Here is a 25,630-nt window from a genome sequence, read left to right on the forward strand (position 1 = left end):
TCCTTTCTGCTATAGAGTTTTGTCTTATCTAGTATAACAAAAAAAAGCCTAAAAGGCTTTTCTGGTGTTTAGAATCGTTCTTATTTAGTCTTGTTTTTTCTATTTTTTCGAACTTCCTCTCGATAGGCAGAATTTCCTATATAGCGTAAGCAATTTAGGAGCGGACTATGGTTAGGACCTAGGACTCCAATCAATTCTGCTAATAATTCAACTCCTAATACCAAACCGATGACAAGCAGAACGCCACCAATACGAGTCGAAATATTCAATAGAAGAGAAATCATAGCAAAAATCATCGAAATTCCATAGATGACCAAGACGGTTCCACGATGCGTTAAGCCCAAAGAAAGTAGGCGATGGTGCAAGTGATTACGGTCTGGGGCATAGAACTTCTGACCAGAGAGAGTCCGACGAACAATCGCTAAAAAGGTATCCGTAATGGGAACTCCCAAGATAATCATCGGCGTAACAACTGCAACAGCCGTCGCATTCTTAAGACCTTGCAAGGATAAAACAGAGATCATAAAACCAATGAAGAGGGCTCCTGTATCCCCTAAATAAAGAATCGCTGGATGATAATTAAAGGGGAAGAAACCAGCAATGGCCATGACTAAGACAAAAATCGTCATAGTCAGAAAGAGATTGGGCACTGGGAGAAAGAAATGAGAAACAATCCCCATCGTCACCAAGGAAATAATCGAAACCCCACTGACCAGGCCATCCAAACCATCAATCAAATTGACTGCATTGGTAATCGAAATGATCCAAATGACTGTTAAAATATAGGACAACCAGGGATCAAAATGAAGAAATGGCCCTCCAAAAGGGATCTTGAAATCATTTAAGCGAAAATCTGTAAAGAACCAGATCACACTGGCCCCTAGGAAAATCCCCAACATCTTTAACCGCGGTGATAATTCTTTTATATCATCGATTAAACCAGTCAGGCCAATGATCCATCCTCCAACAACAACTGGTAAAGTATAGGTCAGATATGATGTCTTAGCTACATAGCCTTTGGTAATCATCGGTAGCAATACCACGGTTGCAATGGTGAAAGCAAGAAGAATGGCTAAACCACCAGCGCTGGGCATTGGTTTTTTATTGATCCGACGCGCATTTGGATAGTCTACGGCATCTATTTTAAAGGCCAGTAACCTCACAAAGGGAGTTAGAATCAAACTGATCAAAAAAGTTGCAATCAGGACCAGGATAAATTGTAATGGAAAAGTAATCATACCAAATTAACCTTTTGAAGTTCGTGAATAGCATCTGAGACGAGCAAGAGATGGCCATGTTCCTGGAGGACAGCTCTAGTAGTATCTGTATCTTCCGCATATTCACGCATGGTTGCCAAGAGCCAACCTGGATAATCTTGCGGGCACCCTTCCAAATCAATCAAGACGGTTAAATAGTAAACCCCGTCCATTTTATAAAGTTCCGAAGTCTCGACCGCATAATGAACTGTTTTTGTAAACCGAATCACTTCTTCTAACTGAGAAAACTGGAGGATATAATAAATATACCGTGTATCTACTGGATGATTCGGTGTATCTTCTTCTGAAAGCTGATTCTCATCAGCCAATTCCTCAGCTTCTAAATGACGGATAGCATCGCCGTCTCCCTTACTCTTTTCAGAGATGGTTTTTTCCAAGGTCTTGATAAATTCGTCCGGAGACATTTGCGACAATTCTTCCATATCAGGCAAGTCGGAAAAATCTTCAAAATTTAGATGCTGGTCAATTTTTGATTTGGTCACAAAAACATCGAGCTTATCCGGCTTAGGAGTCACTCGGAAACTCAACATGCCACTGTCTAAGAAGCTTTCTGGCATTTCCAATTCATCTAAGATGGTATAGAAAAATTCTTCTGTTTTTTCTTGAGGCACCAAAAAATCGGCCATTTCCATGCCTCGTTCCTCTAAATCCTCTAATTGAATCGTGATTTTAATGGTTGAATCACTGATTTGCTTCATCTTCATGACTGCACCTCATACTGTTAGTCTTTCTATTATACTAAAAAGGGACATATTTTTCAAAACATGACCCCCACCTCAGATATGAAAAAACCTTAAACAAAAGAGCACTTCCTCCCCCCTCAAACATAGCCATTTGAAGTGAAAGAAGAAGCACTCCTATCTTATGATTAGATAAAGATTTTAATTACTGCATAGACCAGCAAAATCGCTCCCAAAACAATCCGATATTTTCCAAAAACCGTGAAGTCATGAGTTTTAACATAATCTGTCAAGAAGCGAATTGCTACCATACTGACTCCGAAGGCAACTGCCATAGCGACCAAAAGGATCGTCCCTTGGCTGAAACTTAAAGCATTTCCTCCCAAGACAAACTTAGCGACCTTTAATAGGCTAGCTCCAAACATGGCAGGAATCCCCAGATAGAAGGTAAATTCTGTCACAACAGAACGGCTAACTCCATTGACCAAACCACCTACAATCGTTGCACCTGACCGACTGGTCCCTGGGAAAAGTGACAAGACTTGGAACAAACCAATATAGAGAGCAGTCTTATAAGGCAACTTGTGTAATTCCGTCACTTCTGGTTCTACTTGCTCTCGTTTTTCAAGGTAAATAAAGGCCCACCCATAGGTGATCAGCATGATGGCTACAGAAAAAGAGTTATGAAAATGAGCTTCAAACCAATCATCTAATTTAAAGACAAAGAGCAAAGGCAGGGTCGCCACAGCAACCTTGGCCCACAATTGCCAAGTCCGTCTCACCTCTTTTTTCGATTTTCCAGGCTTAAAGGGATAAAGCTTGTCGAAGTAAATCACGACGACGGCAATAATAGCACCAAGCTGAATAACGACATTAAACATCTCCATAAAGGCAGGGTTTTGATCCTTAAACTGAATAAAGTCTTGGATCAAAATCAAATGACCTGTACTTGAGATTGGAAGCCACTCGGTGACTCCTTCAACGATTCCAAAAAGAATCGCTTTTATCACTTCAATGATAAACATCTTCTTCTCCTAAACTTACATTTGCTATATTATAACACATTTCTAGCCATAGAACCAGATGCGCTTGCAAGGATGCATAGACTAAAAAAGTGAGGTAGATCCTACCTCACTTCTCTAAAATTGTAACTACAACTGTGGCTAGCTAGCACTTGTGCGACTCTAAAAAGCACCGAAGCCACCGCCACCACCGCCACCAGAGAAGCCACCACCAGAACTACCGCTTGAAGATACTGTAAAATGACTAGCAGTTGTCGCGGTCGTTCCATAAGTAGATAAGAGATGGCTGGAATGGATCAGATTACTACGAAATGGAGTGTAGACATAGGCATCCATACTTGGGTTATCCAAGTGGATTTGACGAAGCTTCATCACTTTACTTACTTGATCTGCAAAACCAAATAGAGTAGCATAGACTAATAAGCGATTCCATAAAACCAGCGATTGAACTTCTGCTTCTTCCAAATGAGCGATATCCCGCAACATATTACGGAAGCTATCCCAGTAATAGCGCTGTTCTGCACCGAGGTCCGTTGGGACTCCATCCCGTCGATAGAGGGTGAACTTCCCTTGGAAGGATGCTGGAAGAATCCACATCACCAACACATAGATCACACAAAAGATAGAGAGCCAATTCAAGATGAAATAAGCAATTAGACCGGCTACCAAAGCAATGCTCCATGCTGCCCATCCAAAGAAGAGGCACATACGGCCTGCACGTTCCTCCCCTGCCTCTAAAGGACGGTAGTAAGGAGAAAGGGCAAAGGTTTGGATCTTTTGTTGAACTGCCTGAGCGACACGAGAAATCGCTGCATCAATCCGATCTTGCGCTTGTTTTCCACGCTTGCGAATAGCATCTTGATCTTTTTCAGAGGCATATTTATAGAGAGAATCCGAAATTTCATAATCTGAAAACAAGTCATCTGTTCTACAATATTTTTGAGAACCGAAAGCTAGTCTAAGAAATTCGCGCTCAAATTCATCCAATGTATCTTCATTTTGAATGGTTAAAACTGTATGAGTGTCGTATTGCTCACAGATGATATTTTTTCGATCAATCAAATCAAGTAAGGTTGCTTGCACCAACTGATCAAATTTAAAGACGCCCCGAGCGTGTTTTTTGGTTGGAGAAATCTCATCTAGCTCTGTAGAGTATACAATCGAGGCCATTAGTAGAGGCGCAACGTCATTTGGAATCTCATACAAGCGGCTATTTTTTGGGAAAACTCTGGTAGAAGTCACAGATTGTATGAATCGATGACGATAATAAATAGCAAGAAGAAGGAAGAACAGAATAAGGATTGGGAGTAGGACCTTCATAAATAGGCGAATCCAGGTCCGTTTTTGAACAATTCCTGCTTCCGTCCGATGATAGTTGGACTCCTCCATCAAACCTGTATCGCGATAGGATTCCCCAAAGGAAGCTATATCCGATTTCCGCCAGTAAGCATAAATCTCAACACCTTCTTTTCGTTTCAGATTCTCTAGAGTAGCCTTATAGTTTGCTTCTTCTTTCTGAACAGTTGCCTCAGCCCCCATATAAGCCGTATTGATATTCAGTTCCGATTTTGAGGCAGCTGTGGCAAATTTCGGGATAACCTGTAACTCTACTTTTTTGACCTCTTGATCCCCATCACTGATTGGTTTCCAGTTCAATAATAGGATATCTTGGTGAACATAGAGCAAGTTTTTTAAGCGCCAGGTAACCTTTATCTTGACAGTATCCCCTGCACTTCCACCGTTATAAATCTTTACCTGATAACCATCGCCTAAATTATGAACTTCTGGTTCTTGCGACAAGGTTCTACCTTCCACTTCCACCAAAGGAGGAATTACTATTTCAAAACCTTGAGGCATTTTACCAGCACTTCCTAAGGTGACATATTGACCATTATAGGAAGTTGTAAAATGATAGACCAATTCTTCCTCATAGGTAGCATCATCCCAAGTTTCCAAGGTAAGAGTCCCCCGATAAGACTGAACCTCATAGGAAGGACCATCCGCTTTTACAAAACCTGTTATAAATAGACAGGCCATCACTGCCAATAGAACATACAGAATTTTTTTCATTTCCCCTATACTCCTTTGGTTTATTATAGCATTTTTTCATGAAAAGGTTATCAGGTTTGAAAAGTAGACCAATTTCCTGTACAATAAGATGATACTATTTATAAAGGAAGAGGAGACTACATGAAAAAAACAATTTATGCTCTCTTTACCGGACTACTTTTGTGTCTGGGAATGAGCCATATTGTCAAAGCAGATGAGTATCTCCGGATTGGAATGGAGGCTGCGTATGCTCCTTTCAACTGGACTCAAGAAGATGATTCAAATGGAGCCGTAAAGATTGATGGCACCAACCAATATGCCAACGGGTACGATGTTCAAATCGCCAAAAAAGTTGCTGAGGGACTAGGTAAAAAACCTCTGATCGTAAAAACATCTTGGAACGGACTAATTCCAGCCCTCACTTCTGGGAAAATCGATATGATCATCGCCGGGATGAGTCCTACTGCTGAGCGCAAAAAAGAGGTTGCCTTTTCTAATAGCTACTATACTAGTGAGCCAGTCATGCTAGTTCGCAAAGATGGAAACTATGCGAATGCCACTAGTTTAGATGACTTTAAGGATGCCAAGGTCACCTCTCAACAAGGGGTCTACCTCTACTCGCTCATCTCCCAACTCAAGGGTGCAAAACAAGAAACTGCAATGGGAGACTTTGCTCAAATGCGCCAAGCTTTAGAATCTGGTGTTATTGATGCCTATGTTTCTGAGCGTCCAGAAGCCTTGACAGCTGAGTCCGCTAATTCAAAATTTAAGATGATCCAATTCAAAAAAGGATTTGAAGTTGGGGAAGAAGATGCGACCATCGCTATCGGGATGAAGAAGGGTGACGCTAGACTTGACCAAGTCAATGCGGCACTAGCGAAAATTTCATCTGAAGACCAAGTCAAACTCATGGATGATATGATCAAGAAGCAACCAGCTTCCAGCGATGCTAGCGATGATGAGCAGACTTTCTTCAGCCAAATGATGAAGATTTTGAAAGATAATGGCCCACAGTTCTTACGTGGAACTGGTATGACCCTCCTCATCTCCATGACAGGGACCATTGCTGGTTTGATTATCGGTTTGTTGATCGGTGTCTTCCGGACTGCGCCTATGTCTAAAAACAAGGCTCTCGCTGCCTTGCAAACATTCTTTGGTTGGTTCCTCAATGTCTACATTGAAATCTTCCGCGGAACTCCGATGATCGTTCAATCCATGGTTATTTTCTACGGTTCAGCCCAAGCCTTCAACATTTCCTTGGATCGTACCTGGGCCGCCATCTTTATCGTTTCGATCAATACAGGGGCTTATATGAGTGAGATTGTTCGTGGAGGAATCTTGGCAGTGGATACTGGTCAGTTTGAAGCAGCGACTGCTCTAGGAATGACCCATGGACAAACCATGCGCAAGGTCATCCTTCCTCAGGTCGTTCGGAATATCTTGCCAGCTACAGGGAATGAATTTGTCATCAACATCAAGGACACATCTGTCTTGAATGTTATCTCTGTGGTCGAACTTTACTTTACAGGAAATACGGTCGCAACTCAAAACTACCAATACTTCCCAACCTTTACTATTATTGCGGTTATTTACTTTATCCTGACTTTCACTATCACCCGTATCCTTCGTTACATTGAACGTCGCTTAGATTCTGATACCTATACTACAGGTGCCAATCAAATGCAAGTCAAAGAGGTGAAATAATGGCAGAAAAAATACTTGAAATCAAACACTTAAAAAAATCCTACGGTCAAAACGAAGTTTTGAAGGACATCTCTCTTTCTGTTGAGAAGGGCGAAGTGATCTCCATCATTGGGAGCTCTGGTAGTGGGAAATCTACCTTCCTTCGCTCCATCAATCTCTTAGAGACTCCGACTGATGGAGAAATCCTCTACCGGGGGCAAAACGTTCTTGATCCTGATTACGATCTCACCCACTATCGGGAAAAATTGGGCATGGTGTTCCAAAGCTTCAATCTCTTTGAAAACCTGAATGTCTTAGAGAACACCATTGTCGCTCAGACAACTGTCCTAAAACGGGACAGAGAAACGGCAGAGAAGATTGCTAAAGCGAATTTAGAGAAAGTTGGTATGGGAGAACCTTATTGGGCTGCTCGTCCAAAACAACTTTCAGGAGGACAAAAACAACGGGTCGCTATCGCTCGTGCCCTCTCTATGGATCCGGATGCTATTCTCTTCGATGAGCCAACCTCTGCTCTGGACCCTGAAATGGTCGGAGAAGTTCTTAAAATTATGCAAGACTTAGCCAAAGAAGGCTTAACCATGATCGTGGTAACCCACGAAATGGAATTTGCACGAGACGTCTCAAGTCGTGTTATCTTTATGGACAAGGGGGTCATCGCTGAACAAGGTGATCCGAAAGAAATCTTTACCAATCCAAAAGAAGAACGGACCAAAGAATTCTTACAACGTTTCTTAAACTAAAACAAACTCCCTCACTGGAAATCCTTCCGATGAGGGAGTTTTTAAATACCATCAATTGAAAGCACGATTCCACACATAAACTTGTTGAAATCCTTTGATAGATATGAAGTAAGCTAGTGATACTTTCCTACGATATCCTGATTTATACTATATAAAAAGAAGGGAAGCTTTTTCCCTTCTTTTTTATATCTAAGTTTAATTTTCGAATTTTTGATGATTCTTATCATAAAAATCGATCAAGCCAAGCGCAGTTTCAAACGAAATGTTCTTCACTTTTGCACGACCTTGCGCAAGTGCAATGATAGACATTTCACGGGCATTCGTTTCTTTACTGATACGATAGCCAGTGATCTTTTTATCACGTACCCAACCAACAACTGATTCCACTTTTTCGAAGTTCGATTTAGCCATGATTCTTCTCCTATATTATTATTTCCAATACTAATATAAAATTTTTTGCATATTTTGTCAACCATAATAACTGAAAATACGAACAATTTTAAAAAAGTCAGATATTTTGTTATTTAGCTTTTAAAGCTGAGAGGATTTGGGTGCGAATATTCTCTACGCCATCCGGATTTGCTGGTAAGAAGAGGGTATTGGTGCCTTGTTTTTCTGCAAAGTTATTCAAAGTATCCAAATATTGGTTGGTCAAAAGAATCGACATAATCTGTTCTTCTGTCAAATTCACATTGGTGTCTTTCAATTCCTTGATAGAATCTGCCAAACCATCTACAATAGCCTTCCGTTGTTCTGCAATCCCGACCCCGTGAAGGCGATCTTTTTCAGCTTCCGCTTCGGCTGCGGTAACAATCTTAATCTTGTCCGCTTCAGCCAATTCTTGGGCAGCCACACGTTTCCGTTGAGCAGCGTTGATCTCATTCATTGACTGCTTGACTTCAGCATCTGGTTCAACCTTGGTAATCAAGGTTTTTACAATGATATACCCGTAGGTTGACATTTCTTCAGCTACTTGTTTTTGAACCTCAAGGGCGATTTCATCCTTTTTCTCAAACAATTCATCCAAGGTTAACTTTGGAACAGAGGAGCGCAAGGCATCTTCGATGTAAGATTTGATCTGAGCTTCTGGACGCATCAATTTGTAGTAAGCATCCGTTACATTGTTTTCATTTACGCGGTATTGTGTCGCGACATTCATGGTAACGAATACGTTATCTTGTGTCTTAGTTTCAACTACAATCTCGCTTTGCAAGAGACGCAATTGCACACGCGCAGCAATTTTATCGATTCCAAATGGTGCACGGACATGAATCCCACTGTTGCTGATTTTTTGGTAGCGTCCAAAACGCTCAATAATCGCAACAGATTGTTGTTTCACCACATAGAGTGAGCTAATGAATACAGTAGCTCCAACTACTAGAATAACCAATAGAAAAATCCAAATCATTTCCTGATTCTCCTTTATATTTTATTACTTTTTTGAAGTGACTCTTTGTTAAAGAAGCCATCATACCAACATGTTATAGAGGGTTTCATTTCCGTTTAAGTTAATGAAAGAAGGGTCAAATTGTTCAATCCGATTGATCAGACCTGCATAGTCATGCTTATCTGCCAAAGCAACCCCAATCAAGACTGGGCCAGTCCCCTTACTTGCTCGTTTGATGTACTCAAACCGCGTGATATCGTCATTTGGTCCTAAGATATCATTTACAAATTCTCGAAGAGCTCCTGGACGTTGCGGGAAGTTGACGATGAAGTAGTGTTTAATACCATCATAGATCAAAGCTCGCTCTTCCATCTCTGGCATCCGGTTAATATCATTGTTCCCACCAGAAATCACACAACAAATGGTCTTCCCTTTGATATACTCTCTCAACACTTCTAAAGCCGCTACACTAGCAGCTCCAGCTGGTTCTGCAACCAAGCCTTGCTTAGAATAAAGATCAATCAAGGTTTCAGAGATCAAGCCCTCGTTGACGCCAATCAAGGTCTCAACATTTTTTTTCGTTGCCTCATAAGTCAACTGGCCTACCTTTTGAACAGCAATCCCATCCGCAAATTTATCAATCTGTTTGAGTTTTACCGGGCCTCCAGCTTCAAAGGCTGCCTTCATCGACCGAGCACCATCTGCTTCGATCCCAATAACCTCGATTTCCGGCGCTTGTTCCTTGATATAGGTGGATACTCCGGCGATGAGGCCTCCCCCACCAACTGGTACTAACACCGCATCGAAGTCGATGGACTCTTTTTTAGCTTCCTCTAGAATTTCATAGGCTACAGTTCCTTGACCCGCTTGGACATTGGCATCATCAAATGGATCAATGAAGGTACAGTTTTTAAGTTCGGTATATTCCTGCGCCGCCTTAGAAGAAGCATCAAAAGTATCTCCTACTAATTTGATGGTCACGTACTCTCCACCAAAGAAACGAACCTGGCTAATCTTTTGCTGAGGTGTCGTAATAGGCATAAAGATGGTAGCTGGGATTTTCATCTCCCGGCAGGTGTAGGCAACTCCTTGAGCGTGATTGCCCGCCGAGGCACAGACTACTCCTCGCTCTCTCTCTTTCTCATTCAACTGAGAAATTGCGTAGTAGGCTCCACGAATCTTAAAGGAACGAACCCGTTGCGCATTTTCCTTCTTTAAATAGATTTTTGCTCCATATTTTTCGGATAAATAATGATCATAATCTAAGGGAGTCTCAACAACCACACCCTTTAAGACCTTGTGGGCTTTTATGATATCTTTCGATGTTATCATGGTCTTCCTCTTCTTCTCCTTATTTCATCTAATTATATCAAAAGACTGCAAAAATTTCAGCGTGTTTTCCAAATTTTCAGAAAAATCACCCAAAATGCTCGATATGGCACGTCTCTTCATACAGATTCTGCTAAATGGTTGAAAAAAACTTCCAAATCATCTCTCTATTGATGAAAAAGAAGTTGGGATTTCTCCCAACTTCACCATCACCTCATTAGTTATAGATTTTAAAGGCGTCGTCATCATTTTTTCCAACGAATGGCATTGCTTTACGCAATTCAGCACCAACTTTTTCGATTTCAAGGTTAGCCGCTTGTTCACGGTAAGCAGTCAATTTTGGACGACCAGCTTTGTAGTCGTTGACAAAGTCATTAGCAAATTTACCATTTTGGATGTCCGCAAGAACGGCTTTCATGTTTTCTTTCACTTGCTCAGTAATGACACGTGGACCTGACACGTAGTCACCGTATTCAGCAGTGTTTGAAATTGATTGACGCATTTTCTTGAATCCACCTTCGTAGATCAAGTCAACGATGAGTTTCATTTCGTGAAGTACTTCGAAGTAAGCCAATTCTGGAGCGTATCCAGCTTCCGTCAAGACTTCAAAACCAGCTTCGATAAGGGCAGTCAAACCACCACAAAGAACAGCTTGTTCACCAAACAAATCTTCTTCCGTTTCTTCTTTGTATGTTGTTTCCAAAAGACCAACGCGTGCTGAACCAACACCTTTACACCAGTCCATAGCGATGTTTTTGGCATTTCCTGTAGCATCTTGGTAGACAGCGTAAAGTGCAGGAACACCAAATCCTTCTTCATACGTACGGCGAACCAAGTGACCTGGTCCTTTAGGCGCACACATGAAGACATCAACATCTGCAGGAACTTTAATGAATTCGAAGTGGATGTTGAAACCATGTGCAAATCCAACAGCATTTCCAGCTTCCAAGTTTGGCGCAATTTCTGCTTCGTACAATTCTTGTTGGATTTCGTCTGGAGCCAAGATCATGATGACATCAGCCAATTTAGTTGCTTCTGCTACTGTGTAAGTATCAAAACCATCTTCTTTTGCTTTGTCAAAAGATTTACCTGGACGTACACCGATGATCACATCATGACCTGAGTCACGCAAGTTTTGAGCATGGGCATGACCTTGTGATCCATAACCGATAACGGCGATTTTTTTACCGTCAAGTGCTGCTACTTTTACATCTTTTTCGTATTCCATTTGAACTGCCATAGTTTTTTTCTCTCTTTTCTATTTTTATTGCCTCTTAGGCGGTAGTAACTATTTTGAATAGTGGGCTTTAATCGCGGGTAAAGCCAGTTGCACCCGTCCGTGCAACATTCTTAATCCCATAAGGACGAATGACACGCAAGAGAGCTTCGTTCTTCTCTGCATTTCCTGTCATCTGCACGGTGATGGAGCTTGGAGCCACGTCTACCACAGTCGCGCGGAAGGGCTGGATAATGGCCAGCAATTCTGCCCGTTTTTCTGCAGGCGCTGAGACCTTGATCAGAATCACTTCACGCTCGAGGTGAGGTTTATCTGTAATATCTCGAACGCGAATCACATCGACCTGGCGGTTGAGTTGCTTGATGATTTGTTCCACTTCATCATGAGACGCGACATCAATGATAATAGTAATCCGTGACACATTGGGATTTTCTGTCGCCCCTACCGAGATACTCTCAATGTTGACTTGGCGTCTAGACAAGACACCAGTAAAGCGATTGAGAACCCCAGACCGGTTTTGAAGTTTGGCTGTTAACATTCTACGCATTAAACTTCACCCCCAACATCTCATGATTGCTCTTACCAGCTGGTACCATTGGTAAAACGTGCTCTTTCCGAGAAATGTCGATCTCGATGAACATTGGTACATCTTCGGTAATAACTTCCAAATCCTTCTCTAAGGTTTCGGGATTATCAAATTTGTAATTCTTAATCCCATAGGCTTGCGCCATCAATTGGAAGTCTGGCAAGGTTTCAAAGACAGACTCTGATGTTCGTCCATCATAGAAGGCTTCTTGCCACTGCCGAACCATTCCAAGTGAATGGTTGTTGAGCATGATGACCTTGATTGGAACCTTGTAAACATTCAAGATTGCCAATTCTTGGTTGGTCATCTGGAAGCCACCATCTCCGACAAAGAGCACGACTTCTTTATCTGGATTGGCAATCTTAGCACCAATGGCGGCTGGCACACCGAATCCCATGGTTCCTAGACCACCAGAAGTCACCAACTGCCGTTCGTTTTGGTACGGGTAGTACTGAGCAGCCCACATTTGGTGTTGGCCAACGTCTGTCACGACGATGGCATCCCCCTTAGTCAACTCACCCACGCGTTCAATAACTGCTTGGGGTTGGACCACGCGTTCTTTCTTATCGTAAGAACGAACCCGATTTTTATCTTGGGTAACTTTCTCAACCCATTTCTCCGTATTGGTATGAACCACTGGCTCTGCTAACAATTGTTTTAAGGCTTTTTTGGCATCACCAACGACGGGAATATCGACTGTAATGATTTTACCAATCTCTGCTGGGTCAATATCAATGTGAGCGACTTTGGCATTCTTCGCAAAGGTCTTTGGGTTTCCCGTCAGACGATCATCAAAACGACAACCGATGCTAATCATGAAATCTGCTTCTGTCATAGCAATGTTGGCCGCAAAAGAACCGTGCATGCCTCCCATCCCAAGGAAGAGAGGGTGGCTGGTTGCAATCGTCCCCTGTCCTAGAAGACTAGTTACCACAGGGATCTGATAGCGTTCTGCTAAGGCTACCAATTCGTCCGCCGCTTCTGCATAGCTGACGCCACCTCCAGCCAAGAGGACTGGTTTCTTAGCCTTGCCAAGTTGCTTCAAGATTTTCTTAATCTGTAATTCATTTGGTTCAATAGTCGGCTGGTAACTTGGAATGTTAATGGCCGGATTGTAAATATAATCAGTTTCTAGGGCAGAGACATCTTTTGGAAGGTCAATGACGACGGGGCCTGGACGCCCAGTTGTCGCAATATGAACTGCTTCCGTGATAACCCGTGGAATATCCGCTGTCTCACGTACTTGGTAATTGTACTTGGTAATCGGCATGGTAATCCCAACAATATCTGCCTCTTGGAAGGCATCCTTCCCGATCCCAGAACGGTTGACCTGACCAGTAAACACAAGAAGAGGAACACTATCACTCATGGCATCCGCAATCCCTGTAATGGCATTGGTTGCTCCAGGTCCACTTGTGACGACGGCCACACCCAGCTTCCCAGTTGATTTGGCATAGCCTTCAGCTTCATGCAAGCAGCCTTGTTCATGTCGGCCAAGAATGTGTTTGATCCCTTTAAAACTATAAATAGCATCATAAAGGGGCAAAACCGCTCCACCTGGGTAGCCAAAAATGGTATCAATCCCAAGATCTCGAAGCGTTTCTAGCACAAGCTCTGAACCTGTCTTTGCAGTTTCTAAGGTAATTTTCTCCATGTCTCTCCTTTCTGTTTCTTTGATTATCAAATGAGCATGCTACTATCATACCATTTTTGGAAAATAATTCAAGTAAAAATCACAAATTTTCTGAATTTTCTATCCAAATCCGATTAATGAGAGTTGTCCTAAAAAAGAACAATCCAATCAAAAAAGTCTCTAGGAATCCTAGAAACTTTGCTTGCTTATAGCCATCCCTTTTCTTGGGCGATCTTCGCCGCCTCGGTCCGATTTTCTGCATTCAACTTGGTCAGAATAGTCGACATGTAATTGCGGATAGTCCCGTTAGAGAGAAACAAACAATCAGCAATTTCTTGATTAGAAGCTCCCTTTGCAACTTCTTTTAGGACCGCTTGCTCCTGAGAGCTTAGAGGATTGGGATGGGTTAGGATTCCCTCCATTAATTCAGGAGAATATTCTTTTTGCCCTGACAAAACTGTATGCAGGGTCCCCATCAAGTCCGTGATGCGACGTTCTTTTAAGACATAGGCATCGACTCCAGCCTTGAGGGCCCGCTCAAAATAACCCGATCTCTTAAAGGTGGTAACGATGACAACCTTGAGCTGGGGTTGTTGACTTTTGGCCCATTCCAACACTTCTAGTCCTGTTTTGATAGGCATCTCAATATCTAAAATAGCAATATCAACTGGATGGGTTTCGAGTAAGCGAATGGCTTCTTGCCCATCTCCAGCCTGCAAGACTTCTTCTACATCCTCTTGCAAAAGCAGGAGCTGGCAAAGGGCATCGCGCAACATACTTTGGTCTTCTGCAACTAATAAGCGCATCTTATTTCCTTTCTTGATAGGGGATCCGTATTTCTATGCGGGTCGGCTTGTATTGATGACTGATATCCAGCTCTCCTCCCAACAAGGCAATCCGTTCGCGGATCGAGTGCAGGTCCTTATCGGAGACCTTATCAAAGCCGATACCATTGTCTTCTGCGACCATTTCCACCCCTGTTTCGGTAGAGCGATAAGTGAGAAGGGCTTGCGTCGCTTTGGCATGTTTGATCATATTGGTGGCTAGTTCCAGAGACACCATGGCCAGAGCAGACTCTAGGACCGGCGAGATGCTAGCTCTATCGAGCTCGTTTTGAATCTCTACTTTGACTTTAGCTACTTCCAGCATTTGCTTGACGGTTTCCAGCTCTCTTGCCAGGGTTCGCTGCTTCAAGTTCTCCACAATCTCTCGGACTTGGTGCATGGACTCTTGACTAATGGCTTGAATCTCTTGGACCTGCTCCTGCGCCTTCTCAACCTGACCCAATGCTAAGAATTGATCAGCCAGGTCTGCCTTGACACTGAGCATAGCAAAGGTGTGGCCCAGACTGTCATGTAGATCACGGCCAATCCGATGGCGCTCGTTTTCTGCCAGCAAGAGATTGATCTGGGCATTTTGCTTGGCCTGGTCAGCTTTCAACTCTTCCACCATCCGAATCCGAATCATGCCGTAGGTCATGGCATGGGTAAAAAAGAAAATGATGATTAAAAATACCCATTCATACTCCATCGCATTCTGTTTGAAAAAGATAACTCCAAAAAGTAGGAATTGCGATAGAAAAACTGTCCAAAGATAAGGAGAGCGAAAATTGCTAATCTCAAAGTGATAGACTAACAGGTTACTGATGAAGAAATAAAACCAAAAATAGTTGGCGTTAATAAAAAGAGTATTTCCTGCTACATAGGCTAGGAGGTACAACCAACAAATCCAGATCAGCTTTTTGTTTTCAGTAATCAAGATTCCTAGATAGGAAGCAATAAACAAGAGGGCTAAAAAGAAGTGCCAGTAGGGAACCTCACCCAATAAAATAGAGATAAATGGGAATCCCATAAAGACTAGGCTAGCGTAAAACATATAATGAATACGTTTTAGTTTTTCAATCATGAACGAACCTCAGAATGACGACGATAAAAGATGACAAGGACAAACAAGACCAGGGTAAACAAGGTTAAATAGAGACTAGCAAAGACATTAACCTGCCCCTTGTTTAAAAAGGTCTTGATCAGTTCCATCAATTGATAGGTTGGCAGGCATTTGCCAATAGCTTGCATCCATTCTGGAAAGACACTAATGGGCATCCATAGGCCACCCATAACAGCCAGTCCCATATAGAGGAGATTGCCCGCAACCGACATCAATTGACTGGAAGGAAGCAAGGTCAAGACCAGACCGATAGCTACAAAAGCTAGACTTCCTAGGATGAGAAGGAAGGCCGCTAAGACCCAATCCTGTAGAGACATGTTCACATGCCGCACCACATGACCCACGGTAAAGACGACCCCAATCGATAGGAGAAAGTCTACAAAGAGACCCGCAACCTTTATTAGATAATATTCTACCATAGATACCGGGGTATGGCGCAAGACTTTTTGCCAATTGTTGAGTCGATCGGTTTCAAGAACTGTTGGAAAAGAAAAGATAGCCGTAGACATCATGGAAAAAGCCGTCATGGAGAGGAGATAATCCCTCATAAAGTGAGCGGGTCCCCCTGGTGTATCCTGGTACATCCCTGAAAAGAAGAGATAAAAAGCCGTGGGCATCCCTATTGATAATAAATAATAAATGGCTTGGCGTCTGGTCAAATGCCACTCAACCACGCCGAGAGCTTTCATGCGTTTCATCTTCTCTACCTACTTCCTTTGTATTTTCAAAAATAGAATCCAATAAACTTCGATTGGTCACTTCGATCTCTTGGATCGAACAGCCTTCTTCTTGCAATCGAGTCCACAAACGATTGGCATCGCCTGTCACAACTTGGAGGGCATCAGGTTTGACCGTCACTTGACCAATTCCGTCCATCCCTGCCACTAGAGCTTGGTAGCGCAAAGGCAGGGTAAAATGTTTTTCTACCTCTTCACTTCTCATAGCTAATGGCGTCGTATCCCGAAGCAAACGTCCCTGATGCAAGACCAAGATCCGATCAGCTGTATGCTCTACTTCCTCAATGTAATGGGAAGAATAGACAATGGTGACGCCTTGTTCCTTTAAATCCCCGACAATCTCCCAAAAGCGTTGGCGAGTGGACGTATCCATGGCAGCCGTTGGCTCATCCAAAAACAGAAGACTGGGACGACCAATCAAGGTCAGGACAAAGGATAGGAGACGTTTTTGCCCACCAGACAGTTTACTGGCCAATTGTTTCTTTTGTTCTAGACTAAAACGCAATAGATCATCGATTTCATTGATCGTTAAGGGATTAGGATAAATGGAGCGAAAGAAACTGATCAGTTCCTGCACAGTTAGCTTTTGCACGATAGCATTCTCTTGAGGGAGATAAGAGATACTAGTCTTCAATTGAGGATGACCAGGAGCTTTCCCCTCTATTTCAATGGTTCCAGAAGTTGCCTTCCTATCTCCTAGGAGGCAATTCATCAAGGTCGTCTTCCCTGCTCCGTTAGGACCAATCAAGGCCAAACAGTCTCCCCGTTCAACCCTGAAAGAGAGATCTTCTAGAATCACTTTTCCTTTAATACTTTTCTTCAAGTTCTCAACTCTAATGACACTCATGATGCTCTCCTTTCAACCAGGCTTGGCCGGCTGGAATAATGACATAGACGACCAAGGTCACTCCCCAAACCGTTTGGAAAAACCAGCTAGGAAAATGGGCAGAAAACCATCCCGTCGTAACCTCTGTTGCCCAAAGGACCAAACACAGAGCAGCTACCAATCCAATTTCAAGTTTCTTTTTCATTGCTCCATCTCCTTTTTAACAGCCTTGACCATTTTTAGCCCTTCTTGGACTGCCCAGCTCATGATGCCAATCCCGGCAAACAATTCCCAAGGGAAATGGTAATAGAGGCTATCGTCCTTTGAAAAGATCAAATAGACGACCATCCCAACCACTGTTAACGTAAACACTTTATAGAACCATTGTTTCATTTTTCCTTACCTCTTACTTTCTGACTATATTATAGCGAAAGGAATAACAGGCCACTAGATGATTTTGTCACTGGCTGACATGACAAATGTCATGGAGAATAAAAAAAGGCCGGACAAGAGTCCGAACCTATGGTGCTGGGGTTTCTTCTTTGAAACCGTGGAGTTTTAATCCTGTGAAAACAGTCGATGCCTTGATGTCTTTTAGGTCACCGATACCAAGATCTTTAAAGTAAGATAGGTCTTTAACCTTGTCCCAATCAATAGTTTCCATATCAACAGAGACCGTTGAGGCTAATTTTTTCTCTGGAGTGACCTTATATTCGATACTGAAGCCAGCCATGTCTTTCAGAGCCTTGTATTCTGAATCTGACTGCAAGCCTTCATTAATAATTTTTGTCATCTCTTCAGGACTTAGATTAGCTGAATTAGTGGCGATTTTTTCTGGCAAGGCTGATAAAACATCTAACTTTAATTTCTGAACCTTATCACCTTTTGTCGTGATGGTGTAGCGATGTTGATTGCCATTGATTTCTGCAGTGAGAACTTTGGTTTCTTCCTTTGCCTCACTAGTAACAGTTTCACTTTTTTCTATCGAAGTAGTGGTTGAGCTTTTTGATGTTTTTGTGGACTGAGACTTAGTAGCACACCCCGTCATCACAAAAAGCAAAGCTCCTAAAAAGCAGATTACCTTTTTCATTTGCTTTTTCTCCTATTTCTATTTTTCTAAAGTATAACATATCAAATAAAAATTGTCTAAAAACACCTATCTAATCGCTTTCATAAAGTTTTTTTTATCAAAAAAAGGGCCAAAAAATCATTTTTTTGGCTCTTTTTCCTGCTATTTTTGAAATTATTTGATTATTCAACGCTAAACAAATATGGGTAAACTGGTTGATTTCCTTGATGAATTTCGACTTCGACGTCCTCATATTTAGCCATCAAGTTTTGAGCCAACTCATTAGCTAGATCTTCTTGACCATCTTCACCGATATAGATCGTAACAATTTCACTATCTTCGTCCAACATCTTATCAAAGGTTGCTGTCAAGGTTTCCATCATATCTGGATTGGAAACAACGATTTTGCCATCGACCATTCCAAGATTGTCGTTTTCATGGATTTCAAGGCCATCAATTGTTGTATCACGAACGGCTGTCGTCACACTACCTGACACCACATCTTCAATCGCTGCTGCCATCCGATCATGGTTTTCTTCGATAGACTTGCTCTCATCAAATGCAAGAAGACTGGTCAATCCTTGAGGGATGGTCTTGGTCTCTACGACAGCTGCAGGTTGTTCAATGACTTCTGCTGCTGATTGAGCGGCCATCAAGATATTTTTGTTATTTGGCAAGATAATGATGTTGCGCGCATTCAACTCTTCAACAGCTTTGACAAAGTCTTCTGTTGATGGGTTCATAGTTTGACCACCAGAGATGATGTAATCCACACCTTGCGCTTTGAAGATATCCGCTAATCCGTCACCCGCAACGACTGCGATGATAGCATATTCTTTTGCTTCAGCTGGTTTCGCTTGACGCTCTTCTTTTTCAACTTGTGCTTCATGCTGGTTGCGCATGTTGTCGACTTTTACCTTGACCAAGCTACCATATTTCAATCCTTCTTGCATAACAAGACCTGGATCTTCAGTATGGACATGGACTTTGACGATTTCATCATCATTAACCACTAATAGAGAATCCCCAAGATTGTTCAAATAGTTACGGAATTCGTCGTAGTCAAAGTCTTTCACATAGGTTGGGCCTTGTTTCAAAGCGACCATAATCTCTGTACAGTAACCAAAGGTGATATCTTCGGTTGCCACATGACCTGCTACTGACTTGTGGTGCTCTGCGTTGATCATTTCTGACATGGTTGCTGGAGTCGCCACAAATTCTTCAGAAGCGATAAATTCTCCTGTCAAAGCTGATAGGAACCCTTCATAAATGAAGACCAAACCTTGACCACCAGAGTCCACCACACCGACTTCCTTCAATACAGGAAGCATATCTGGTGTTTTGGCAAGAGCTGTCTTAGCTCCTTCAAGGGCCGCACGCATGACTTCGACAGCATCATTGGTAGATTCTGCTTTTTTCTTGGCACCGATGGCAGCACCACGAGAAACGGTCAAGATGGTTCCTTCTACAGGCTTCATTACCGCTTTATAGGCTACTTCAACCCCTGCTTGAAAGGCTGCCGCAAGAGCTGCTCCATCCAATTCATCCTTGTCTTTGACACTTTGAGAAAATCCGCGGAACAATTGTGACGTAATCACTCCTGAGTTTCCACGCGCTCCCATCAAAAGCCCTTTCGCAAAGATATTTGCTGCTTCTCCAACAGTTGAAGCAGAGCGATCGGCTACTTCTTTTGCACCATTTTCAATGGTCATCCCCATATTGGTTCCAGTATCACCGTCTGGTACAGGAAAAACGTTCAATGAATTGACATACTCGGCTTGTTTATTTAAGCGAGTAGCCCCTGCTTGGACCATTTCTTGAAATAAACTAGTTGTAATTTTAGACACGATTATTCTCCCACAATTTTAATGTTTTGGATATAGACGTTGACTGTATCCGTTGTGATTCCAAGTTGATTTTCTAGACTGAATTTGACACGCTCTTGAATATTTTTTGAGACTTCGCTAATTTTTGTACCATAGCTCAAAACAGTGTAAACATCAACCGCAATACTTCCTGCTTCCGCTGTTTTCACAACGACACCCTTAGAGTAGTTTTCCTTACCTAAGAGAGCTTGGAAATTATCTTTAATCGCGTTTTTGCTAGCCATTCCAACCACTCCAAAAATTTCAGTGGCTGCACCGCCTACAACAGTTGCGATGACATCATCGGTCAATTCAATTTGACCATCTTTTGTATTGATTTTTACTGTCATAATTTCTACCTCAAAAGTATTTTATATTCTATTTTACCATAAAAGAGGGCGCGTGTAAAAGGGATATATCTTTCTCCTATCGGTTGATACAAATGTCCAAAAAGAGAAAAAATGAAGAAAAAAGAAAAGGACCTCCAAGAGATCCTTATTTCTGATTAAACGCGTTCTACTTTACCAGATTTCAATGCACGAGCTGAAGCCCAAACTTTTTTAGGTTTACCATCGATAAGGACAGTTACTTTTTGAAGGTTTGGTTTTACGGCACGTTTGGTTTGGTTCATCGCGTGTGAACGGTTGTTTCCTGATACAGTCTTACGACCAGTAAAATAACATACTTTAGCCATTCTGTTTTGCCTCCTATTAGATCTAATATTACGGATGTGCTAGCACCACATACCGTACTATATTACCAAAAAAACTTTCTCTTGGCAAGACCTTTGAATAAGTTTTTCTTAGATCGGCTTATGAAAAGGAATTCTCACCTACATAGATGATTTCTAGGTTCCCCAGTGAGACCTCTCCGACGATGTAAAAGTCTTTGCTGGTTAAATTGCTAGGATTTTCCTGGTGTTGGATAGCTGACAGAGAACTTTCTACATTGACATGAACCCGCCAGTCGCTCGGGACATAGAGACTCAAACTTCCAAGGGAAACATCCACCGCAAACTGAGCTGACGGCCCTTCGATCCGGCAATTGTCAAAATAGATAGAAGCTTCTCCTAAGCTCACATCCGCACTTCCGCCCGTAAAATTCTGGTCATTCAAATACTTGGTCACTGTAGAGAAGGAGACATCGATGTCATTGCCAGCAGTTTGGGAAGATGATCCTGCTGAGTAGGAGTTCCAAGTCGCTTTTGCTTTTTTAGAGGGCTTAAAGAGAATATTCAGACCAATCACCGCTAAAATAGAAGAAAAGATGACCACCGAGTTGGATACCGGAAGAAAATGATATTGGCCATTAAGGGAGAAAAGGGCCAAAATCCCATATAAGAAGCCCCAGCCAAAGTGCCGCTTCAAAAAACTTGAGAGGGAAAGGACCGCTAGCAAAACAACCCAAGCCAGCGTCCAAATACTGATTTCCCATTTTACAAAATAGCCTTGTAAGAGAACTAGAGCCGCTAGGAGGATTAAGAAAATCCCAATTAATTTATTTTTCATTTTGTTACCTCATTTCCTTTAACCGTTCTTTTAAGAGTTGATAATAGTGTCGGGACACGTGTACCTGCTTATGGGTTTGATAGAAGTTTACTGTACTGGTTCCCGAAAAAGATTTTTCGATGGAATAAATCTGCTTGGTATTGACGATGGTCGACTTGGAGATGCGACAGAAAGCAATCGGCAAGATTTCTTCCAATTCGTAGAGTTTTTGACGGACCTCGTAGGCCTCTTCTCTGGTATGCCCATAGATCTTTTCACCATCTGTTTCAAAGAAGAGAATTTCTGACACATCTACAAAGTACTCGCTTCGATCCTTGTAAAAGGTCAAGGGCGTCATTTTTTGCTCCAAGATCAACTGTTGCAAGCGGGCGACATCCTCCGTCAATCGAGGAGCCCGAATGATCATTTCTGGCTCATCCATCTGCGGATCTAATTCGATGCGAACTTTCATAGGACTCCTTTCTTAACCTTTGTTAGTAACATTATAACAGGTGTTCAAAATCTTACAAGTCCTTTTCGGTAAGTGGTTCTTTTCAGCCCCTAAGTGGTTCTTTCAGACAGCTAAAAAGGACTTGGTCTGAAGAAATCTCTTCATACCAAGCCCCTGAAGCGAATAAAATTGGAAGCATTATTTTTCTTTTGGTGCGTCTGGAAAAAGAAAACCAAGACCAAGACAAGCCAAGACACCCGCAGTAATCACGACTCCATTTGAAATCGGAAGAAGATCATAGATGGCATTGGCAATGATAAAACCAATGATGGCACAAATCAAGCTAGACTTGTAGTCTTTCTTGAGTGCATTTTCAAGCGTAAAGAAAGCAAACAAGACAACTGGAACCAAGGGCCAAAGATTGGCATCTATTTTCGGATAACCAATGATACTAAAGGTGATGACGGCGAGAGCTGCAAGGATAAATCCAAACCCAATTAATTTTTTCATGATACTACCTCTTTTTGTAATTTTATCAGAAGACTGGCTTCTTTTGATAATCCTACTATAACAAACAGAAGCAAGGGTGACAAGGAAATTTGGATAAGCGGTCAAATTATCGGACTATCTGGTCATATGAACATGAATGAACTAGACGGTATATTGGTACAAAAAGTGATTCAACATCAAAAAAAGCCCGTCACAAGGGGCTTTTTCTTGTGTAGTTTGATGCCAATTGCAAGAAAATCTTCATTTTTGTATAGAAGAAAATAGTAGTAGATACTTGAAATAAAGGGATTCTTATTAAAAATTTTTTTCGAATAAAAGTGATTTGAAATACAATTTGGTACAAATAGTCGTCAATTTTAAATCATATCATCTTCTGAAAGGAGGGGTTTAAATGTGTCAGAAAAATGTACTATTAACAATTTTATTAAAATTAAATTTGTTCCCAGTAATACATAATAAGATGTATCGTTATCAATCTACTGCTTTAATACTCCGGAAAATTTAACTTCATCTGGAGCCATTATATAACGGTTAACAGCAACTTCTTCACCACTTAAAGTATAATAGAATCTAGGACTATTGATTCCGTAGGATTTAGCAATGTTATATAGAGATTTATTTAAAGCATTGATGATTGCTCTAAGCTCATTGTTAGAATATGAAGCGTTATCTTCAGAGAGAGTGATTCTAATGCCAGGAGTCTCATAAGTTTTTTCCATTTCGAGTGAATTATAACCGACCTCTGTATTTACTTGATTTATTGCATTTTGAATAGCATTATAATAGGCTTCTAAATCCACTTTTTTAGTTTCTTCTTGATAATTTTTCTCTTTATATTGAGATTTTTCAAGAGCTTCTCGTTCTTCCCTATCCTTAATGTTTTGTTTTGTGTCTTCAATCTGATTATTAAGTTTTAACTCTACTGCATCTACTCGGTCTGATAAATCGCTAATTGTGTCATCATATGCGTATTCATAATCATATTCATATTTATCTTTCAGTTTTTCTATTTCTTTCTTAACAGTTGATAGTTCGCTATCGTCAGAAACAAGTTTCAAAATATCTTCTAGTGTTAAGTTTAGTTTATCATCAGTTGTGTTATTTTCCAGTGATTCAACTAGCTTAGTGACACGTTGTATATCTTTAGTATATCTATCATTTTGTTTATTTGTATCTTTATTATAATCTACATTAGGAAACATAGAACCTAACAAGTAGAATATACAAATAAAACCAAAAAAATACCAAAAAATTTTTTTATTGACAGATTCCATAATAGTTATTATTTATTCCTTCCCTTAAACAATGTAATCTCTTTTATATCTAATGTTTTTAGCTTCTTAATTATATCACTAATTTTAACTAATGAATACGTCTTTTTATTAAAATTTTTTAGTCCAAACTTATAAAGTGCACTGTATTTTCTAAAATTTTCAATATAGTATTCGGCAATTTAAATTTTTATGAATACTATAAAAATTCTATGAATGTGTAAAAGACATTATTATTTTGTTTAGTTTAGCGTGATCTATTTAATTTAGTAAATTCATAAATAGTTTTGGGAAAGGGAACAGATTATCGAAATCAGTATGATATAATTAGAGGAAAGAATATTGGGAAAAAAGTATCAGGGAGTTAAAAATGAAATTAGGAAAAATAATTAAAATAAGTGAAGAAGATGTCTATATAGGTTTTAAAACTGGAAGTTCTGAAGAAGGACAAACTATTACTGTGCCTATTCATGAATTGACTTTTAAACCTAAATTAAATGACTCTGTAGAAGTTTATAATCATAATGAAAGTGTAATAGTTAGACGTTCAGGAGTGGCGGTTCCGAACTGGATTTTATTTATGTTAGTGAGCATTATACCTGCCTTGGTTGTATTTGCTACTCTTTTCCTGTTTAATCATAAAAAACAAGATATAAAAGCAGCAAACACTGATATTTCAGAGCAAGTTTCCTTGACTAGCAGTACTTCAAAAACTAGCAGTATTTCAAAGGCTAGCTCTTCTTCAACAACTAGCTCATCATCAAAGTCTTCTGAGATTAATATTATTGATACTACAGCTGAAGAACTTAGAGATATGGAGAATAATGGAACATTAAAAACTGGGCAACTCTATCGATTTACAGCGGAACTGTTTCGTCAGGAAGATTGGGGAGATTATTATGGTCATTTCAGTTCTTTAAATAGTTACTACAATATAAAAGTTAAAGCTAGCAATGCTGCAATTGCTGGTATAGAAATTCAAATTAATAAAAATCTAACTTATGGATGGAAAGAAGGACAAATTGTTACCTTTATTGTAAAAATTATAGAAGATTCGGAGAAGTTTCAATATTGGGTTGTTACAGATGCTGTTCTGTCTACACAAAATGTGACGGAAAAGAAAGAAGTATATTCTGAATCGCAAGTAATTGATACTCAAGCTATCATAAATGGAGACTATTCTAGTATAGCCGGTACATGGAAAAATGGCCAAGGAATGGAGTTTGTATTCGATAAAAATGGTCTAGTACATAGTGGTACGATTTCAAAAGTGGAAGTAAAAAATGGTGGAATTATTGGCTTTAATATCAGTGCAGGTAATACAGGATATAGTATGAGCATTTATCCGTCTGGCATTGCTATGCCATGGGTTGATTCTGATTTAAGCAAGGACAGACTTATTGCAGGCCATGTGCCACCAACAAATCCAGATGAAGTTTTTTACAAAATAGACTAAGGAATCAATAACTTTCTGAATCTTGGCTGCTTTTCTTGAACTTACTTATTTTTTCAAATTCTACCTTTTTCTCTAACTAATATGTCACTGATGAACAAGTAGCAATTGTAAACATTTGAAAATTTAGATTATAGTATTCTGATATTCTACTTTTACAGAGGTGAAATAGGGGTTCAATACGAATCAATACATAAGAAAAACGCTGTTTCAAGCGTTTTTTCTTTTTTCCAAATGCGATATATTGCATTGTATTTGAATCCAAACTCTACCTTTTTCTCTACCTTTTTTCTTAAGACCTGGTTTGGAAAGTATGGATTTCAGTTGGACTAAAAACAGCGTAATATCAAGGATTTTCTGAACAATATCTACT

Annotated in this window: 27 protein-coding genes; 3 read left to right on the forward strand and 24 right to left on the reverse strand. The window is 40.8% G+C overall.

The genetic code is table 11. The features are described from left to right. Positions 1-80 precede the first annotated feature (80 nt). The 4 genes from L0M85_RS08535 to L0M85_RS08550 form a co-directional block, all read right to left on the reverse strand. Complete coding sequence (locus tag L0M85_RS08535; protein ID WP_195324792.1) at positions 81-1,238, reverse strand: MraY family glycosyltransferase; 1,158 nt, start codon at positions 1,236-1,238, stop codon at positions 81-83. After that, on the reverse strand, positions 1,235-1,981 hold the full coding sequence (mecA, locus tag L0M85_RS08540; RefSeq protein ID WP_006594967.1) for an adaptor protein MecA: 747 nt from the start codon (positions 1,979-1,981) through the stop codon (positions 1,235-1,237). Before mecA ends, L0M85_RS08535 begins: the two co-directional genes overlap by 4 nt. A 164-nt stretch (positions 1,982-2,145) precedes the next feature. Then, on the reverse strand, positions 2,146-2,982 hold the full coding sequence (locus L0M85_RS08545) for an undecaprenyl-diphosphate phosphatase (protein WP_238656864.1): 837 nt from the start codon (positions 2,980-2,982) through the stop codon (positions 2,146-2,148). A gap of 159 nt (positions 2,983-3,141) precedes the next feature. Then, a complete protein-coding gene (locus tag L0M85_RS08550) occupies positions 3,142-5,049 on the reverse strand; it encodes a DUF2207 domain-containing protein (RefSeq protein WP_238656865.1) in 1,908 nt (635 codons plus the stop codon). 120 nt (positions 5,050-5,169) lie between these two features. Between L0M85_RS08550 and L0M85_RS08555 the strand changes: the two genes are divergently transcribed. Both L0M85_RS08555 and L0M85_RS08560 read left to right on the forward strand, forming a co-directional pair. Beyond that, positions 5,170-6,732 (forward strand): ABC transporter substrate-binding protein/permease, encoded by a 1,563-nt coding sequence (locus tag L0M85_RS08555; RefSeq protein WP_238656866.1) that lies wholly within the window; start codon positions 5,170-5,172, stop codon positions 6,730-6,732. Beyond that, complete coding sequence (locus L0M85_RS08560; protein ID WP_009732258.1) at positions 6,732-7,472, forward strand: amino acid ABC transporter ATP-binding protein; 741 nt, start codon at positions 6,732-6,734, stop codon at positions 7,470-7,472. Before L0M85_RS08555 ends, L0M85_RS08560 begins: the two co-directional genes overlap by 1 nt. Positions 7,473-7,667: 195 nt before the next feature. On the opposite strand, the gene L0M85_RS08565 is transcribed toward L0M85_RS08560, so the two are convergent. From L0M85_RS08565 to L0M85_RS08660, 20 genes are all read right to left on the reverse strand, one after another. Beyond that, a complete protein-coding gene (locus tag L0M85_RS08565; RefSeq protein WP_006594972.1) occupies positions 7,668-7,883 on the reverse strand; it encodes a hypothetical protein in 216 nt (71 codons plus the stop codon). Between the two features lie 109 nt (positions 7,884-7,992). After that, entirely contained in the window at positions 7,993-8,880 is an 888-nt protein-coding gene (locus tag L0M85_RS08570) for an SPFH domain-containing protein (RefSeq protein WP_123159962.1), read from the reverse strand. A 60-nt stretch (positions 8,881-8,940) separates the two neighbouring features. Next, positions 8,941-10,191 carry a threonine ammonia-lyase IlvA gene (gene ilvA / locus L0M85_RS08575; protein WP_006594974.1) on the reverse strand — a complete coding sequence of 417 codons (1,251 nt, stop codon included), beginning with the start codon at positions 10,189-10,191 and terminating at the stop codon, positions 8,941-8,943. 214 nt (positions 10,192-10,405) lie between these two features. Continuing rightward, a complete protein-coding gene (gene ilvC, locus L0M85_RS08580) occupies positions 10,406-11,428 on the reverse strand; it encodes a ketol-acid reductoisomerase (RefSeq protein ID WP_006594975.1) in 1,023 nt (340 codons plus the stop codon). Positions 11,429-11,495: 67 nt separating this feature from the next. After that, positions 11,496-11,972 carry an acetolactate synthase small subunit gene (ilvN, locus tag L0M85_RS08585; protein ID WP_006594976.1) on the reverse strand — a complete coding sequence of 159 codons (477 nt, stop codon included), beginning with the start codon at positions 11,970-11,972 and terminating at the stop codon, positions 11,496-11,498. Further along, the gene (locus tag L0M85_RS08590; RefSeq protein ID WP_125330088.1) at positions 11,965-13,665 is read right to left on the reverse strand and encodes an acetolactate synthase large subunit; all 1,701 of its coding nucleotides are present in this window, start codon (positions 13,663-13,665) and stop codon (positions 11,965-11,967) included. Before L0M85_RS08590 ends, ilvN begins: the two co-directional genes overlap by 8 nt. Positions 13,666-13,850: 185 nt before the next feature. Continuing rightward, positions 13,851-14,450, reverse strand: coding sequence for a response regulator transcription factor (locus L0M85_RS08595; RefSeq protein ID WP_156676676.1), 600 nt, complete (start codon positions 14,448-14,450; stop codon positions 13,851-13,853). A gap of 1 nt (position 14,451) precedes the next feature. Next, on the reverse strand, positions 14,452-15,549 hold the full coding sequence (locus L0M85_RS08600) for a sensor histidine kinase (RefSeq protein ID WP_156676677.1): 1,098 nt from the start codon (positions 15,547-15,549) through the stop codon (positions 14,452-14,454). Then, complete coding sequence (locus L0M85_RS08605; protein ID WP_156676678.1) at positions 15,546-16,286, reverse strand: ABC transporter permease; 741 nt, start codon at positions 16,284-16,286, stop codon at positions 15,546-15,548. Before L0M85_RS08605 ends, L0M85_RS08600 begins: the two co-directional genes overlap by 4 nt. Next, a complete protein-coding gene (locus tag L0M85_RS08610; protein WP_156676679.1) occupies positions 16,255-17,172 on the reverse strand; it encodes an ABC transporter ATP-binding protein in 918 nt (305 codons plus the stop codon). The genes L0M85_RS08605 and L0M85_RS08610 overlap by 32 nt, the downstream gene beginning before the upstream one ends. Further along, on the reverse strand, positions 17,159-17,356 hold the full coding sequence (locus L0M85_RS08615) for a hypothetical protein (protein WP_156676680.1): 198 nt from the start codon (positions 17,354-17,356) through the stop codon (positions 17,159-17,161). The genes L0M85_RS08610 and L0M85_RS08615 overlap by 14 nt, the downstream gene beginning before the upstream one ends. Next, positions 17,353-17,544 (reverse strand): hypothetical protein, encoded by a 192-nt coding sequence (locus L0M85_RS08620; protein WP_023027681.1) that lies wholly within the window; start codon positions 17,542-17,544, stop codon positions 17,353-17,355. Before L0M85_RS08620 ends, L0M85_RS08615 begins: the two co-directional genes overlap by 4 nt. 127 nt (positions 17,545-17,671) lie before the next feature. Continuing rightward, the gene (locus tag L0M85_RS08625) at positions 17,672-18,241 is read right to left on the reverse strand and encodes an SP0191 family lipoprotein (RefSeq protein WP_238656867.1); all 570 of its coding nucleotides are present in this window, start codon (positions 18,239-18,241) and stop codon (positions 17,672-17,674) included. A 161-nt stretch (positions 18,242-18,402) separates the two neighbouring features. After that, positions 18,403-20,067, reverse strand: a complete 1,665-nt coding sequence (locus L0M85_RS08630) for a DAK2 domain-containing protein (RefSeq protein ID WP_223363915.1) — start codon at positions 20,065-20,067, stop codon at positions 18,403-18,405. 2 nt (positions 20,068-20,069) lie between these two features. Further along, positions 20,070-20,435, reverse strand: a complete 366-nt coding sequence (locus L0M85_RS08635; protein WP_006594986.1) for an Asp23/Gls24 family envelope stress response protein — start codon at positions 20,433-20,435, stop codon at positions 20,070-20,072. A 155-nt stretch (positions 20,436-20,590) separates the two neighbouring features. Then, positions 20,591-20,779, reverse strand: a complete 189-nt coding sequence (gene rpmB / locus L0M85_RS08640; RefSeq protein ID WP_001140948.1) for a 50S ribosomal protein L28 — start codon at positions 20,777-20,779, stop codon at positions 20,591-20,593. 118 nt (positions 20,780-20,897) lie between these two features. Then, a complete protein-coding gene (locus L0M85_RS08645) occupies positions 20,898-21,593 on the reverse strand; it encodes a hypothetical protein (protein ID WP_125330080.1) in 696 nt (231 codons plus the stop codon). 4 nt (positions 21,594-21,597) lie between these two features. After that, on the reverse strand, positions 21,598-22,044 hold the full coding sequence (locus L0M85_RS08650; RefSeq protein WP_048788766.1) for a LytTR family DNA-binding domain-containing protein: 447 nt from the start codon (positions 22,042-22,044) through the stop codon (positions 21,598-21,600). A gap of 177 nt (positions 22,045-22,221) precedes the next feature. Further along, the gene (locus L0M85_RS08655; RefSeq protein ID WP_154854532.1) at positions 22,222-22,533 is read right to left on the reverse strand and encodes a hypothetical protein; all 312 of its coding nucleotides are present in this window, start codon (positions 22,531-22,533) and stop codon (positions 22,222-22,224) included. A gap of 476 nt (positions 22,534-23,009) precedes the next feature. Further along, positions 23,010-23,807 (reverse strand): hypothetical protein, encoded by a 798-nt coding sequence (locus L0M85_RS08660; RefSeq protein WP_238656868.1) that lies wholly within the window; start codon positions 23,805-23,807, stop codon positions 23,010-23,012. A gap of 367 nt (positions 23,808-24,174) precedes the next feature. Here L0M85_RS08660 and L0M85_RS08665 point away from each other — a divergent pair, with 367 nt between their 5' ends. Continuing rightward, a complete protein-coding gene (locus L0M85_RS08665) occupies positions 24,175-25,260 on the forward strand; it encodes a DUF6287 domain-containing protein (RefSeq protein ID WP_238656869.1) in 1,086 nt (361 codons plus the stop codon). Positions 25,261-25,630 lie beyond the last annotated feature (370 nt).

The organism is Streptococcus sp. DFI.7.26 (assembly GCF_022240605.1).
GTDB lineage: Bacteria > Bacillota > Bacilli > Lactobacillales > Streptococcaceae > Streptococcus > Streptococcus xiaochunlingii.